The organism is Serratia sp. KG1D (genome assembly GCF_037150675.1).
In the GTDB taxonomy this organism is placed as follows: Bacteria; Pseudomonadota; Gammaproteobacteria; order Enterobacterales; family Enterobacteriaceae; genus Serratia; species Serratia nematodiphila.
This window is the reverse complement of sequence record NZ_JBAGIH010000001.1, coordinates 203,629-217,749: the sequence shown is the minus strand read 5'-3', so window position 1 is coordinate 217,749 and position 14,121 is coordinate 203,629. Positions and strand designations below refer to the sequence as shown.

Here is a 14,121-nt window from a genome sequence, read left to right as displayed (position 1 = left end):
CACTGTTCCTTATCCCGCCAGGTTAAATACGCCAAACATCAGCGCCGAGATTGCCGCAATGGTGAACCCCACCAGCGTTTCATACGGCAACAGCTTGAGCCGCTCGTGCACCGCCATATTGACGCTGCCGCCGGTGGCGTGGAAGAAACTGCCGTGCGGCAGGTGATCCAGCACCGTGGCGCCCGCGTGGATCATCGCCGCGCCGGCCAGCCCGCTCACCCCCAGTTCCAGCAGCGTGGAGCTGAACACCCCGGAGGCGACGGCGGTGCCGGCGGTGGTCGACGCGGTCGCCATCGACATCAGCGCGCCGGACAGCGGCGCCAGCAGCCAGGCCGGCAGCCCGGTATGCGTCAAACCGTTAATCAGGACATCCTTCAGCGCCGAGTTGGCGATAATGCCCGCCAATGTGCCGGTGCCGAGCAGCATGATCGCCACCGGCGCCATGCGCGACAGGCCGGAGACCATGAACTGATTGCACTGGCGAATGCGCCCCATCAACAGCGCGCCCGCCAAACCGCCGGCCGGCAACGCGATCAGCGGATCGACGGCGATCCCGGCGATCGGCCGCAGCGACAGCAGCAGGATCGCCACCAGCGGCGCGCTGATCGCCGCCGCGAAGCCCGGCCGCGCCCCTTCGGCATGCTGAGTCAGCTCTTCGGCCATCACCTTGCTGCCTTTATCGCTCAGGCGGCGCGCCAGCAGATAGGCCACCACCAGGCCGCACAGCCCCGGCACGATGCCGGCCATCATCACCGAGGTGAGCGGCACGTGGAAATTGTCCGCCGCCGCGATGGTGTTCGGGTTGGGCGACATCACGTTGCCGGCCTTGCCGCCGCCGATCATCGCCAGCAGGATCGCCGCGCGTGAAATGCCGGCCTTCTGGGCGATCGACAGGGCGATCGGCGCGACGGTGATCACCGCCACGTCGATAAACACCCCCACCGCCGTCAGGATCAGTGTAGCTACCGCCAGCGCCAGCAGCGCGCGGGTTTCGCCCACCTTGCGCACGATAGTTTCGGCGATGGTGTGCGCCGCGCCGGATTCGATCAGCACCCCGGCCAGCACCCCCGCCGCCAGAATGCGCATCACGGCGTTGGTGATGCCCTGCGCCCCACCGATCATCAGCGTCACGGTCTGCACCAGATCGGCGCCGCCGCACAGCCCGCCCGCCAGTGCGCCGGCGATCATGCCGTAAGCCGGCGGCACCTTGCGTAGAATCAGGACGATGGCGACGGCTAACGCCACCAGCGCCCCCAGAGTGGATACGGTTGTCATTGTTGTTTTCTCCGTGGTTGATGTGCAGGCCAACATATCCCGCGCGCCCGGCGTTGACCTGAGGGAAAACAACAAAAAATCGCCGGGGGAACGGCGCGGAATTTGTGGGTTGGCACAACTCAGTCGTGCATCAGCATGCCGATATACAACCGCAGAGAGTCGGTTAATTGATTGATTTTCATGCCGGTTATGGCTTCGATGCGCTGCAGGCGATAGCGCAGGGTATTGACGTGAATATGCAGCTGCGCGGCGGCCTGCGTCTGATCACAATTCTGCGAAAAATAGTGGCGCAGCGTGGCGCGCAGCACGCCTTTTTCATCCTGTTCGCCCAGCTTCCGCCAGGGGCGCCCCAGCTCTTGCGCGCGCCAGTCCTCTCCCAGATCGCACAGCAGCGACGGCAACGGATAGTCGTGGTAGAACAGCGTGGCGTGACGCAGTTTCAGGCGCTGCGCCATTGCCTGGGTGGCGCGCGCCGTCAGGCTGGAGCGGTAGGCGCTTTGCGGATCGTCGTAGAAACCGCCGACGATCAGCCGCACCCGAAAACGGTGTTTAAGCTGGTTTTGCAGACGCTGCGCCTGTTGGCGCTCCAGCTTCAGGCTCCACTCACCTTGCGCCATGCAGGCCGGGCGCAGCAGGGTCATTTCATTGAAGCCGGTAATGGCGATCAACGCATCGCGCTGGGTGGCCTCCAGCTCCGCCAACAGCTCGCGCAGCAGGTGCGGCTGCGCCTCTTGCAGTTCGACGATCCACACGATGCGCGCCTGGCGCAGGTCCAATCCCAGATACGCCGCCATCGCTTCCAGCGATGCCGTGTTCGGCTGCGGCTGCAGCAGCTGGTTCGCCAGCTCTTCCCGGTAGCGCTTTTCCCACTGATGCTGATCCAGCAGCGCCGCCTGCTCCACCATCATCTCCGCCGCCATCTTGACCAGCTCGGCGTAGGCGCGCACCTCGGCCGGCTCGCCGGAAATGCCGATCACCCCCACTCGCTGGTTACGAAAGCTGAACGGCAGGTTGATGCCGGGCCGCACCCCTTTCAGATGCTCGGCGGTGGCGCGATCGATCTCTACCACCCGATTCTCCGCCAACGCCAGCACCGCGCCCTCATGGCGCTGAAACAGACGCTGCGGATTGCCGGAGGCGATGATCACGCCGTTGCTGTCCATCACGTTGACGGAATGGCTGATGATGCCCATCGCCCGCTGGACGATCTGGCGCGCGGTGGCTTCCGCCAGAAGAATGGTTTGTCTGAGCATGCCCGGCTCCCTGCTGAGGGTGAAAACGCAGGCTTGTTATACGCCATTTGGCGCGGGCGATTAACGGGCACGGTTGCAACAAGCCGCCGCGATCACAATTTGACGGCAAAACGGCAAAAAAAACGCCGGGCCACGGGCCCGGCGTCATGCACGATGCGCTTGCGATCAACCGAGGATGGTCGCCAGCTCTGCGCTCACTTCGGCCACCTTGCGGGTGCCGTCGATTTTGCGGTATTGGGTGTTGCCCGCTGCCGCTTCTTTGCTGTAGTAAGAGATCAGCGGCGCGGTCATCTGATGGTATTCCACCAGACGCTTGCGCACGGTCTCTTCCTGATCGTCCTTGCGCGTGGTCAGCTCTTCGCCGGTCACGTCGTCTTTGCCTTCCACCTGCGGCGGATTGAATTTCACGTGGTATACGCGGCCGGACGGCGCGTGCACGCGGCGGCCAACGATGCGGTCAACGATCAGCTCATCCGGCACGTCGAACTCCAGCACGAAGTCCACGTTGATGCCGGCTTCTTTCATCGCGTCAGCCTGCGGAATGGTGCGTGGGAAACCGTCCAGCAGGAAGCCCTTGCGGCAATCTTCCTGAGCGATGCGCTCTTTGACCAGCGCGATCACCAGCTCATCGGTCACCAGCTTGCCGGCGTCCATGATCTCTTTCGCCTGCTTGCCCAGTTCACTGCCGGCCTTCACGGCTGCGCGCAACATATCACCGGTGGAGATTTGCGGAATGCCGTATTTCTCCATGATGAATTGAGCCTGAGTACCTTTACCAGCGCCCGGAGCGCCCAGCAGAATGATACGCATTGCGTAAATCCCCTTGCTATGTAGTTTTTATAAAATTGCGAAAACGCTCAACGATACCATTTCAGGGGGGGCAGGCTCAAGGCGCGCGAAGGAAATCGATTGCGGAATGTGCAAAAAAACCGACGAACAAAAGGCGAGAAAAGGCGGGGAAAAACCGAAAATGCGCCCCTAACGGTGCCGTTAAGGGCGCATATCTTCAACTTTAGGCGGACAGCAACTTGTTCATGCGGCGGATGAACAGGTTCGGATCCTCCAGCGTGCCGCGTTCAGCCAGCAGCGCCTGATCCAATAACAGGTCGATCCATTCGGCGAAATGTTCGTTATCGCCCACGTCGGATGCGCGTTTGACCAGAGCATGTTCCGGATTAAGCTCGAAAATGTACTTCACTTCCGGCGCCTGCTGACCGGCGGCGGCGAACAGCTTGGCCATCTGGGTGCTCATTTCGTCGGCGTCGGTTACCACGATCGCCGGCGTATCGGTCAGGCGGTGCGTCAGGCGCACATCCTTCACGCGATCGCCCAGCAGGGTTTTCACGCGTTCGATGAACGGTTCCAGTTGCTTCTCGGCGGCCTTCTGCTCTTCGGTTTCATCCGCCAGTTTATCCAGCGCTTCATCCGCCTTGCTGACCGATTGGAACGGCTTGCCGTCGAACTCGGTCAGGTAGCTCATCATCCACTCGTCGATGCGATCGGACAGCAGCAGCACTTCGATGCCTTTCTTGCGGAACAGCTCCAGGTGCGGGCTGCTCTTGGCCGCGGCGTAGCTGTCGGCGGTGATGTAGTAAATCTTCTCCTGCCCTTCCGCCATGCGGCCGACGTACTCTTCCAGCGATACGGTCTGCGCCGAGCTGTCACCGTGGGTAGAGGCGAAGCGCAGCAGTTTGGCGATCGCTTCCTGGTTACCGTTGTCTTCCGCCGGGCCCTCTTTCAGCACCAGACCGAACTGCTGCCAGAATTTCTGGTAGCCTTCGGCGTCGTCTTTGGCCAGCTTATCCAGCATCTGCAACACGCGCTTGGTCAGCGCGCCGCGCAGGTTTTGCGTCACACGACTGTCTTGCAGGATCTCGCGCGATACGTTCAGCGGCAGATCGTTGGAATCGATCAGGCCGCGCACGAAGCGCAGATAGTTCGGCATGAACTGCTCGGCGTCGTCCATGATGAACACGCGCTGCACGTACAGCTTCAGGCCGTGCTTGTGATCGCGGTTCCACATGTCCCACGGCGCCTGCGCCGGGATGTACAGCAGGCTGGTGTATTCCTGCTTGCCCTCAACCCGGTTGTGGCTCCAGCTCAGCGGATCGGTGAAGTCGTGGGCGATGTGTTTGTAGAACTCTTTGTACTCTTCGTCGGTCACGTCAGCCTTGCTGCGGGTCCACAGGGCCTGCGCCTTGTTGATCTTCTCCCAGGTGACGGTGTCGTCTTCTTCGTTTTTGCTTTCGATCTCCACCGGCAAGGCGATGTGATCGGAATATTTGCCGATCACCGAACGCAGGCGCCAGGCGTCGAGGTACTCATCTTCGCCTTCGCGCAGATGCAGGGTGATTTCGGTGCCGCGGGTCTCTTTGGTGATGTCGGCGATGGTGTAGTCGCCTTCGCCGGCGGACTCCCAGAACACGCCTTCGTCATCGGCGGCGCGGGTGCGCACGGTCACTTTGTCCGCCACGATGAACGCCGAGTAGAAACCGACGCCGAACTGGCCGATCAGTTGGCTGTCTTTCGCCTGATCGGAACCGATGGATTCCAGGAATGCTTTAGTGCCTGACTTGGCGATGGTGCCAAGGTTTTCAATCACTTCTTCGCGGCGCATGCCGATGCCGTTGTCGGCGATGGTCAGGGTGCGCTGCTCTTTATCGAAGGACAAACGTACGCGCAGCTCGCCGTCGCCGGCGTACAGCTCTGGCGCGGACAGGGCGCGGAAGCGCAGCTTGTCGGCGGCGTCAGAGGCGTTGGAAATCAGCTCGCGCAGGAAAATTTCTTTGTTGGAGTACAGCGAATGGATCATCAAATGAAGCAGCTGTTTTACTTCAGACTGGAACCCGCGGGTTTCTTGACCTTTCATACTCATTGATTACCTCAAAAGACAATGGCTACCAAAATCGAACAATGAGGATCAGATGAGGGTCAGGGTGTTGTTTTTCAAGCGGACGGCGGGATTTTTTTGGCAAAAAACAATGGGGCCGGGCGGCCCCATCCGGGAAAACATCAGAACTTGATGGCGTGGCGCCCGGCCAGCGAATGCGACAGCGTGGTGCCATCGACCATCTCCAGCTCGCCGCCCACCGGCACGCCGTGGGCGATGCGGCTGGCGAGCACGCCATACTGGCCGCACATCTCGGCGATGTAGTTGGCGGTCGCCTCCCCTTCCACCGTCGGGTTGGTGGCGAGGATCACTTCGGTGATGCTTTCCTTTTCCAGCCGTTGCTCCAGGCGATCCAGACCGATATCGCCCGGCCCGATGCCGTCCAGCGGCGACAGATGCCCCATCAGCACAAAGTAGCGCCCGGCGAACTGGCCGGTCTGCTCGATGGCGTGGATATCCGCCGGGCTTTCCACCACGCAAATCTGGCCGTTTTGCTGGCGGCGCGGATTGGCGCAGATGGTGCAGACGTCCTGTTCGGTGAAGGTGCGGCAGTCGGCGCAGTGGCCAATCTCCGACATCGCGCGCGTCAACGCCTGCGCCAGGCGCATGCCGCCGCTGCGATCGCGCTGCAGCAGTTGAAACGCCATGCGCTGCGCCGATTTCGGGCCGACGCCCGGCAAACAGCGCAGCGCCTCCATCAGGGATTCAAGGAGCGGGCTGGTTTGCATCAGAACGGCATCTTGAAGCCAGGCGGCAACTGCATGCCGCTGGAGACGGAAGCCATTTTCTCTTTCTGGGTCTCTTCGATGCGGCGCGCGGCGTCGTTAAACGCCGCGGCGATCAGATCTTCCAGCATCTCTTTGTCGTCTTCCATCAGGCTAGGATCGATCTCCACGCGGCGGCAGTTGTGCGCGCCATTGATGGTGACTTTCACCAGGCCCGCGCCGGATTCGCCGGTCACTTCCAATTTGGCGACTTCTTCCTGCATCTGCTGCATTTTTTCTTGCATTTGCTGGGCTTGCTTCATCAGGTTGCCCAGACCGCCTTTACCAAACATAGTCGTCTCTCGTCGCTAGGGCCGCGCACATCGCGCAGCGTTTAAAGGGGGCGAATACTCTCTTCATCCAGATCCGCGTCGAAGAATCGGCGCAGCGTCTGAATGTTGGTATCCGCTTCGATGGACTGGCGCGCCTGCGCCAGCTTTTCCTCATAGATGGCTTGTCGCCATTCCAGCGGGGTACGCTCCGCCGGATTATCGTCCTCCACCACGGTCAGCGCGATCGGGCCGCCGTACAGCTCACCGAGCGCGTCGGCCAGCGTCTTCTGCGCCGAAGGCGAATTCAGATGGCGCTGCGAAGACCGCAGATGGAGGTTAATTTTGCCCGGCTCCGGCTGCTGCTTGAAGGCGTTCAACGCCAGCTGCTGCACCAATTTCGGGATCTTCAGCTTATCGATTTCTGCCGCCCAGGCGTCACGCTCCAGCGACTCCACCACCAGCTTGGCGGCCAGCTCCGGCGTTTTCTCATGTTCCAACGCCGTGCGCAGCGCTTTCGGCGTCGCCAGCGGTTCCGGCGCCGCTTCCGGCTCGGTTTGCGCGCGCCAGCGATAGGCTTCCGGTTTCGCCGGTTTTTCCGGCACCTTCTTCTCCGCCAGGCGCTGCTGGCTGCGCTCGGTCACCGAAGCCAAACGCCCCAGCGCCGAGTTTGCCGGCCGCGCTATTCCTGGCGCCGCCGGCTCATTCTTTTTTGGTGTGGATGCTCCCTGCTGTCGTTGCAGCTGGGACCGCGCTTTCAACAGCTGGGCGGTGGCATCCGGTAAAGGAGTCGATGATTGTCGCTGCGGCGCGGCCGGCTGCCCTAGCGGCGGCGGCGCGTCCTGAAACTGCGGCGGCTGTGGCGATGCGGCCTGCTGCGGCTGCGCCATCGGCGCCGGCGCGGTCTGCACCAACGCCACCGGCTCCGGGATCACCGCTTTCGGGTGAAACGCCAGCGCGCGCAGTAGGGTCATCTCAACCCCCATGCGGCGATCCGGCGCATAGGCCAGCTCTTTTCGGCCCACCAACAGCGTCTGGTAGTAAAGTTGCACATCGGCCGGCGGCAGGGTGCGCGCCAACTCGCGCAGCCGTTGCTCCACGGCGGCGTAGTGGTTGTCGAGCATCGAAGGCAACAGCTGCACCATCGCAATGCGATGCAGCAGCGCCAGCGTCTCCACCAGCAAGTTTTCCCAGTCCACGCCGCGCGAAGCGGCCTGCGCGACCTGCGCCATCACCTTTTCACCGTCGGCGCTGACCAGCGCTTCGAGGATCGCCAGCGGCTGCTCGTCATCGAGCGTGCCGAGCATCTGGCTGACAGTGGCGGCGGTCACCTGCCCCTGCCCCATGGCGATCGCCTGATCGGTCAGGCTCAGCGCGTCGCGCATGCTGCCATCGGCGGCGCGCGCCAGCAGCTGCAGCGCGCGGGCGTCGCTGGTGATCTGCTCCGCCGTCAGCACCGTTTCCAGCTGCTGACGGATCTGATCGACGTCCAGCGCTTTGAGGTGGAACTGCAGACAGCGCGAGAGAATGGTCACCGGCAGCTTTTGCGGATCGGTGGTGGCTAACAGGAATTTGACGTGCGGCGGCGGCTCTTCCAGCGTCTTCAGCAACGCGTTGAAGCTGTGGCGCGAGAGCATGTGCACTTCGTCGATCAGGTAGACCTTGAAGCGGCCGCGCGCCGGCGCGTACTGGACGTTGTCCAGCAGATCGCGGGTATCTTCCACCTTGGTTCGGGAAGCGGCGTCGATCTCGATCAGATCGACAAAGCGCCCCTGCTCGATCTCGCGGCAGTTGTCGCATTGGCCACATGGCGTGGCGGTGATGCCGGTTTCACAGTTCAGGCCTTTGGCCAGCAAGCGGGCGATGGTGGTTTTTCCCACGCCGCGCGTGCCCGAGAACAGATAGGCGTGATGGATCCGCCCCAGTGAGAGGCCGTTGGCCAGCGCGGTCAGGACATGTTCCTGGCCGACCACGTCTGCGAACGTTTGAGGGCGCCACTTACGGGCGAGAACCTGATAGCTCATTAATACCGGAGAAGTCGAGGAATCTGGAGGGTCATGCTAACACAGCCCCGCGGCGATCCGCGAGGCCGTTGTGCCCGAGGGGCGATGCCGCATCAATGACCGGCGAAATCCACCAGGCAGTAGCAATCGATGCCCAGCTTGTTCAGACGCGCTTCCCCGCCCAGATCCGGCAGGTTGATGATGAACGCGGCATCGTTCACTTCACCGCCCAGGCGGCGGATCAGTTTGGTGGTCGCTTCGATGGTGCCGCCGGTCGCCAGCAGATCGTCCACCACCAGCACTTTGTCACCCGCGGTGATGGCATCGGTGTGGATCTCCAGCTTGTCGGTGCCGTACTCCAGCTCATAGCTTTCGCTGAGCGTGGCGCGCGGCAGTTTGCCCGGTTTGCGCACCGGCACGAAACCGACGCCCAATGCCAGCGCGACGGGCGCGCCGAACAGGAAACCACGCGCTTCGGTACCCACCACCTTGGTCACGCCCGCTTCGCGATAGCGCTCAACCAGCAGCTCGATGCTGGCGGCATAGGCCAACGGATTTTCCAGCAGGCTGGTCACGTCGCGGAACAGGATGCCCGGCTTCGGATAATCCGGGATGGTTTTGATACTGTCTTTAATAAACTGAAGCTGCTGCGCAGTAGCGGTCATAATTGTTGCCTGATAAAACTGCCTGAAAACCGGCGCGCCGCTCACCCGCCGCCCCCGGGAGAAACACACCGGAGAAGAAATGGCAGGCGATCCGCGCACGAAAACGCCCAAATCTATGCAAACTGGCGGACAAATGCAACCAGCGGCGCACAATCAGCGCTGTTTTTGTTGCGGCAGGTCAATAACCGGCAGACGCAGCATAAAGGTCAGCAAAATGGCCAGCATCAGCAGCAACAACCCGCGCACCCACCAGATTTTCACCAGCCACAGCGAACAGGCGAAGGTCAGCACGATCACCAGCACCGCCTTCCACTTCGCCCCCGGCGGCAGCGCGCGATGCTGCTGCCAGTGGCGCAGGTAAGGGCCGAACCAGGAACGGTGCAGCAGCCAGTGATGAAAGCGCGGCGAAGAGCGGGCGAAGCACCAGGCGGCCAATAGCAGGAACGGCGTGGTCGGCAGCAGCGGCAGCACCACGCCCAACGTCGCCAGCACCACCGCCAACCAGCCCAAAATGATCAATAACCCACGCGTCATGCGGCTCTTCGCTCCTCAATCGGTTGCGGCCTACTGTAGCATCGGCGCCGCGCCGGCGGAATATGCATGCGGCGCTTGTTTCACAACAGCATCGCGGGCAAGCTTACGCCTGTTGAAATCAAGAGGGAGCTTATGTGAGCACTCAGCGTCTATTACAGGTGTTGGCACAGCAGATCGCGGCGCTGGCGGCCGAAGTGACCCCGCGCGGCGACGTTCCGATCCCGCAGGCGCGCTTCGACGCCGCCCTGTTCGCCAATCGCGGCACGCGGCTGCGCGACTACCTGGCCGAGGTGGAGAAGAATTTCGCCCAGCTGCAAAGCGCCGCCAACGACAACCGCACCAGCCAGGTGGCCTTTCTGGCCGAAAAACTGGTGGCTCAGATCGCCGCCCTGCAGCGCGAGCTGGCGACCCAGGCGCTGCGGCGCAAGAACCAGCCGAAAGAAGCCCCCGAGGCCGATCTGTACCACAAGCTGGCCGAACATCAGGACTACGAACGCCGGCTGATCGCCATGATTCAGGATCGGGAAAGCCTGCTCGGCCGCCAAACCACGCTGGCGGCGCAGCAAAAACTGCAGCACGAGCTGGCGGCGCTGGAGGGGCGGCTGATGCGCTGTCGTCAGGCGTTGGCGCGCATCGAGCGCAATATCGAGCGCAAAGAAAACGGTTTTTGAAGATTTATCACAATATTTTAATGATTATTCCCGGTTGCGCGCCGGGTTCACTATACTCTGCCGGTATGCGAGTTATCATCCCATTAATTAATAAGCGCAGGTGCTATGTCTCTGGAAAACGCCTCACCCGAACTGCAGCTGGCGGTAGACTTGATTTACCTGCTGGAGTGCAACGAGATCGATCCGGTCACCGCACTGGCGGCGCTGGATATCGTCAAACGGGATTATCAGGAAAAGCTGCAGCGCGCCGGCGTCACCTCGCCCTATCTGCCCGCCGGACAGTAACCAGGGACAGCGCCGCTGTCCCTTTCGCCTCTCATTGCTTATCCACCGCCGTCTGGCCGCCATCATCCGGCGACAGCGTTCTTTTCACTTCCTGCACTTCGTTGCCCTGCTGGTTATGCAGATAAACCTCCAGCTGGTTGAAAGCGATGTCGATGTCGTTTTCCCGGCACAGGCGGTCGATTGAGCGGTTCAGTTCATCCACCGTGTAGCTGCGATCGCGCAGTTCGCGCACATAGAGCCGCAGTTCGTGATCCAGCGTGCTGGCGCCGAAGTTGAGGAAGAACACCTGCGGTTCGGGATCGGTCATCACCCGCGGGTTGTCGTGCGCCGCCTGCAGCAACACCTTTTTCACCTTGTCGAGATCGGAGCCGTAGGCCACGCCGACCTTGATCAGCACGCGAGTGATGGTGTCGGACAGCGACCAGTTGATCAGCCGCTCGGTGACGAACGCCTTGTTCGGAATGATCACCTCTTTGCGATCGAAGTCGGTAATGGTGGTGGCGCGAATGCGGATCTTGCTGACCGAACCGGAGAAGGTGCCGATGGTGATGGTATCGCCGATGCGGATCGGGCGTTCGAACAGAATGATCAGGCCGGAGACGAAGTTGGCGAAGATCTCCTGCAACCCGAAGCCCAGCCCGACCGTCAGACCGGCGGCCAGCCATTGCAGTTTGTCCCAGGAGACGCCGAGCGATCCCAGCGCAACCACGGCGCCCACGGCGGTAATCAGGTAAGTGAGCACGGTGGTGATGGCATAGGACGCCCCCTGCCGCAGCTGCAGCCGCGACAGCACCACCACCTCCAGCAGACCAGGCAAGTTGCGGGTGAGCACGTAGGCGACGATCACTGCGGCGATCGCCACCATCATGTTGCCCAGCGTCACCGCCTGCGCCACGCTGCTGCCCGCCACGGTGCTGGTGTAATGCCACAGCGTGATGCTGTCCAGATAAGCGATGACCGTCACCAGATCCGACCAAATGGCATAGAAGGCGCTGGCGAAGATGGCGAACAGCACCAGGGTGGTCAGGCGCAGCGACTGCTGGTTGATCTGATCGAGCGCCAGCGGCGGCTCTTCCACCACCGGTTCACCGCCTTCGGCCCCCTCTTTCGCCACGTTTTGCCGCCGCGCCAACGCGCGCCGGTAGGCCAGACGCCGCGCCGCCACACTCAGACCACGCAGCGCGGTCAGGTACACGATATTCCACAGGAAAAACAGATACAGGCTGTCTATCCAGCGGCTGGCCAGTCGCAGCGTGGTATAGAAGTAACCGGCGAACATCAGCCCCAGCAGGATCAGCGGCGTGGCGGCTATGGCTGTAACTACCATCAGCCGCACGGCGTGCGAGCCCTTTTCGCGCCAGCTGTCGCGACACAGCGGGAACACCAGCACCGCGAGCAGCGCCAGCGTCAGCATCACCACGATCTGGCCGATAACGTCTTCCACCAGGCGCAGCGGCGCTTTTTCGCCCAATACCGACCAGAAGATCAGCGGCTGCAGCGCCAATCCCAGCCGCAGCGTCTGCCGGCGGTAATGCGCGCACAGATTGGCGCCGAAGTTGAAATGCCGCTCGGCAATGCCGCCCGGTTTCAGCATCCGATAGCTGAAGCCGAACACCAGCCACGACAGCGCCAGCTGCTGCGACAATGCCCAGATAAAGTCGCTGATGCCGAAATCGGCGCGATACATCCAGAAACCGACGCCAAGCAGCAGCGCGGCGCCGGGCAATACCTTCAGCAAGGTCAGCGCGATGGCCTTCGGCGTATGCAATTGGCCGTCGCGCTTCAGTTGCCCCACATCGTTGGCCAGCTTTTGTAAATGGCCGTCGATTAGCCGGTAGCGCCAGCGCAATACCCCGATCGCCAACAGCATCGGGATCAGGAACACCAGCGCATTCAACCCGCCCTGCAATAGCTTGCCGCCGTCGAATTTGATATCGAGCCCGGCGAGCTGATCGCGCACCGCCTCTGGCATCGCCTTCAGCCACGCCAGATCGACCGGCTTGTTGCTGTTGACCCAGAAGATCTGCTGGGTCAGCGTATCCTGCAACGAACCGTAGACGCTGGTCAGCTGCTGCTGATTGATCTGCAGGTTGATCGACAGCGACAGCTGGTTGCTGAGCTGTTTGTTCAGCTGATCCAACAGCTCGCGGCGCATGTCGACGATCTCGTTCAACGCGTCGATCACTTCCGGGCCGGCCTTTTCCTTGCTTTCGGCCACCAGCTGGTTGATGTAATCCTCCCCCTTGAACAGATCGTCGCGTTGCTGATTGATATCGAACTGCTCCAGCCGCAAATCGGCGATGCGCGTGTCCATATCCGCCAACAGCGTGCCCTGCGGCAGGCTCTGCTGCTGCTGATACAGGATGCGCGACAGCACCAGGCTGCCCTTCAGCACCTGGATCTGCTCTTTCAGGTTACGCTCCGCCTGCAGCCCGCGATCGAGCCAGTTTTTGACCCGAATATTCTGCTGGAACAGGGTGTTGCTCTCTTCGGTGGCGGCAATCAGCCGCTGGCTCAGCTGGCGGTTGACGTCCAGCTGCTTGCTGACCAGCTGATCGTGCTGGATATCGGTGGCGTCTTCCGGGTTCTGCGCCTCTTTGGCGGTCTTTTCAGACAGCGTCAACCGCTTGCTGTTGACGATCTCCTGCAGCAGCTGCACTGACTTATCCAGCGCGTCGATATGCGCCGTGGTGTAGTCGCGCTGCTTTTGCAGCAGATCCTGCAGCGTGGTATTGGCTTCCAGACTTTTGCGCTGCAGCTCAAGCTGTGCGTTGAGCAACGCCTGCTCGGTGGTCAGCATCACCTGCTGGCTGTTGCGCAGCGAATCTTGCCCCGGCGTCTGGCCGCTGAGCTGACTGCGGATCTCCTGCAGGCGCTGCGAGGCGGCGTACATGGTGCTTTGTACCCGCTCGGGCTGGGTTTGCAGCGACACCAGTTGGCTGTTGTAGGTGGAGAGGCTCTCCTGCGCGCTTTGCAGCTCGTCGAGCGTTTGATACAGCCGGCTTTCCAGTTGGCGCAGCGACAGCGGCAACAGCGCAGCGCGCGCCGCCGCATTGTCCACCGGCTGCTTCAGCGCATCCAGTTCGGCAGTGACCTGATTGAGCTTCGCCGGCGCCTGCTGCACCTGCTGTTTAAGCTGCGCGACGTCTTGCCGGTTGCGCTCGAGGGCGTCCAGCAGCTCCAGCGTGCGGGTCAAATCCTGTTGGGACAGCTTTTCGACCGGCGTCAGGGCTTTTTGCTTGTTCAGCGTTTCCAGCTGGCTTTGCACGTCGCTGCGCTGCGGCAGATCGCCGTTCAGCGCCGCCTGCGCCGGAAAGATGAACGCGCAAATAAGGAAAAAAAGGCGTGTCGCGGCGGCGATGCGCCGCCGACATGCGCCGACAAACGAGAGCGGCGCCAGAGAAGGCAGAGTCAACCAGCGATGCATGATTTAGCTTCGGATCGGTTAAGAAGCCTGAAGATTATCACGACAGCCGGCAGGCAACGAACAACAAAAGCGTTGCCGGTGATGT

At 61.8% G+C, this 14,121-nt stretch carries 12 protein-coding genes and 1 other annotated feature; of the genes, 2 read left to right on the top strand and 10 right to left on the bottom strand.

What is annotated here, in order from left to right:
* Window positions 1–9: 9 nt before the first annotated feature.
* The 9 genes from WFM45_RS01100 to WFM45_RS01060 all read right to left on the bottom strand — a co-directional run bounded on the left by WFM45_RS01100 (window position 10) and on the right by WFM45_RS01060 (window position 9,653).
* Window positions 10–1,275: a GntP family permease gene (locus WFM45_RS01100; protein ID WP_015376868.1), complete on the bottom strand. Its 1,266-nt coding sequence runs from the start codon at window positions 1,273–1,275 to the stop codon at window positions 10–12.
* A 119-nt stretch (window positions 1,276–1,394) separates the two neighbouring features.
* The gene (locus WFM45_RS01095) at window positions 1,395–2,528 is read right to left on the bottom strand and encodes a sugar diacid recognition domain-containing protein (RefSeq protein ID WP_033633984.1); all 1,134 of its coding nucleotides are present in this window, start codon (window positions 2,526–2,528) and stop codon (window positions 1,395–1,397) included.
* Window positions 2,529–2,693: 165 nt separating this feature from the next.
* On the bottom strand, window positions 2,694–3,338 hold the full coding sequence (adk, locus tag WFM45_RS01090; RefSeq protein WP_004940261.1) for an adenylate kinase: 645 nt from the start codon (window positions 3,336–3,338) through the stop codon (window positions 2,694–2,696).
* A 202-nt stretch (window positions 3,339–3,540) separates the two neighbouring features.
* Window positions 3,541–5,397 carry a molecular chaperone HtpG gene (gene htpG, locus WFM45_RS01085; RefSeq protein WP_336954140.1) on the bottom strand — a complete coding sequence of 619 codons (1,857 nt, stop codon included), beginning with the start codon at window positions 5,395–5,397 and terminating at the stop codon, window positions 3,541–3,543.
* A gap of 143 nt (window positions 5,398–5,540) precedes the next feature.
* Window positions 5,541–6,146 carry a recombination mediator RecR gene (recR, locus tag WFM45_RS01080; RefSeq protein ID WP_004940263.1) on the bottom strand — a complete coding sequence of 202 codons (606 nt, stop codon included), beginning with the start codon at window positions 6,144–6,146 and terminating at the stop codon, window positions 5,541–5,543.
* The gene (locus tag WFM45_RS01075) at window positions 6,146–6,475 is read right to left on the bottom strand and encodes a YbaB/EbfC family nucleoid-associated protein (protein ID WP_004940264.1); all 330 of its coding nucleotides are present in this window, start codon (window positions 6,473–6,475) and stop codon (window positions 6,146–6,148) included. The genes recR and WFM45_RS01075 overlap by 1 nt, the downstream gene beginning before the upstream one ends.
* Window positions 6,476–6,516: 41 nt before the next feature.
* On the bottom strand, window positions 6,517–8,475 hold the full coding sequence (gene dnaX / locus WFM45_RS01070; RefSeq protein WP_336954137.1) for a DNA polymerase III subunit gamma/tau: 1,959 nt from the start codon (window positions 8,473–8,475) through the stop codon (window positions 6,517–6,519).
* Window positions 7,120–7,184: a sequence feature (DnaX frameshifting element), on the bottom strand. It overlaps the preceding gene by 65 nt.
* Window positions 8,476–8,567: 92 nt before the next feature.
* Window positions 8,568–9,119, bottom strand: a complete 552-nt coding sequence (apt, locus tag WFM45_RS01065) for an adenine phosphoribosyltransferase (protein WP_015376864.1) — start codon at window positions 9,117–9,119, stop codon at window positions 8,568–8,570.
* A gap of 153 nt (window positions 9,120–9,272) precedes the next feature.
* Window positions 9,273–9,653, bottom strand: a complete 381-nt coding sequence (locus tag WFM45_RS01060) for a DUF454 family protein (RefSeq protein ID WP_004940275.1) — start codon at window positions 9,651–9,653, stop codon at window positions 9,273–9,275.
* A 134-nt stretch (window positions 9,654–9,787) separates the two neighbouring features.
* Here WFM45_RS01060 and priC point away from each other — a divergent pair, with 134 nt between their 5' ends.
* Window positions 9,788–10,324: a primosomal replication protein PriC gene (gene priC, locus WFM45_RS01055; RefSeq protein WP_004940276.1), complete on the top strand. Its 537-nt coding sequence runs from the start codon at window positions 9,788–9,790 to the stop codon at window positions 10,322–10,324.
* A gap of 105 nt (window positions 10,325–10,429) precedes the next feature.
* On the top strand, window positions 10,430–10,609 hold the full coding sequence (gene rsmS / locus WFM45_RS01050) for a pleiotropic regulatory protein RsmS (RefSeq protein WP_004940278.1): 180 nt from the start codon (window positions 10,430–10,432) through the stop codon (window positions 10,607–10,609).
* A gap of 31 nt (window positions 10,610–10,640) precedes the next feature.
* Here rsmS and mscK read toward each other — a convergent pair whose 3' ends face one another.
* The gene (gene mscK / locus WFM45_RS01045; protein WP_336954133.1) at window positions 10,641–14,036 is read right to left on the bottom strand and encodes a mechanosensitive channel MscK; all 3,396 of its coding nucleotides are present in this window, start codon (window positions 14,034–14,036) and stop codon (window positions 10,641–10,643) included.
* Window positions 14,037–14,121 lie beyond the last annotated feature (85 nt).

Excerpts from the sequence above, each read along its gene's own strand:
- WFM45_RS01100 (WP_015376868.1), bottom strand. The coding sequence starts at position 1,275 with ATGACAACCGTATCCACTCTGGGGGCGCTGGTGGCGTTAGCCGTCGCC.
- WFM45_RS01095 (WP_033633984.1), bottom strand. The coding sequence starts at position 2,528 with ATGCTCAGACAAACCATTCTTCTGGCGGAAGCCACCGCGCGCCAGATC.
- adk (WP_004940261.1), bottom strand. The coding sequence starts at position 3,338 with ATGCGTATCATTCTGCTGGGCGCTCCGGGCGCTGGTAAAGGTACTCAG.
- htpG (WP_336954140.1), bottom strand. The coding sequence starts at position 5,397 with ATGAAAGGTCAAGAAACCCGCGGGTTCCAGTCTGAAGTAAAACAGCTG.
- recR (WP_004940263.1), bottom strand. The coding sequence starts at position 6,146 with ATGCAAACCAGCCCGCTCCTTGAATCCCTGATGGAGGCGCTGCGCTGT.
- WFM45_RS01075 (WP_004940264.1), bottom strand. The coding sequence starts at position 6,475 with ATGTTTGGTAAAGGCGGTCTGGGCAACCTGATGAAGCAAGCCCAGCAA.
- dnaX (WP_336954137.1), bottom strand. The coding sequence starts at position 8,475 with ATGAGCTATCAGGTTCTCGCCCGTAAGTGGCGCCCTCAAACGTTCGCA.
- apt (WP_015376864.1), bottom strand. The coding sequence starts at position 9,119 with ATGACCGCTACTGCGCAGCAGCTTCAGTTTATTAAAGACAGTATCAAA.
- WFM45_RS01060 (WP_004940275.1), bottom strand. The coding sequence starts at position 9,653 with ATGACGCGTGGGTTATTGATCATTTTGGGCTGGTTGGCGGTGGTGCTG.
- rsmS (WP_004940278.1), top strand. The coding sequence starts at position 10,430 with ATGTCTCTGGAAAACGCCTCACCCGAACTGCAGCTGGCGGTAGACTTG.
- mscK (WP_336954133.1), bottom strand. The coding sequence starts at position 14,036 with ATGCATCGCTGGTTGACTCTGCCTTCTCTGGCGCCGCTCTCGTTTGTC.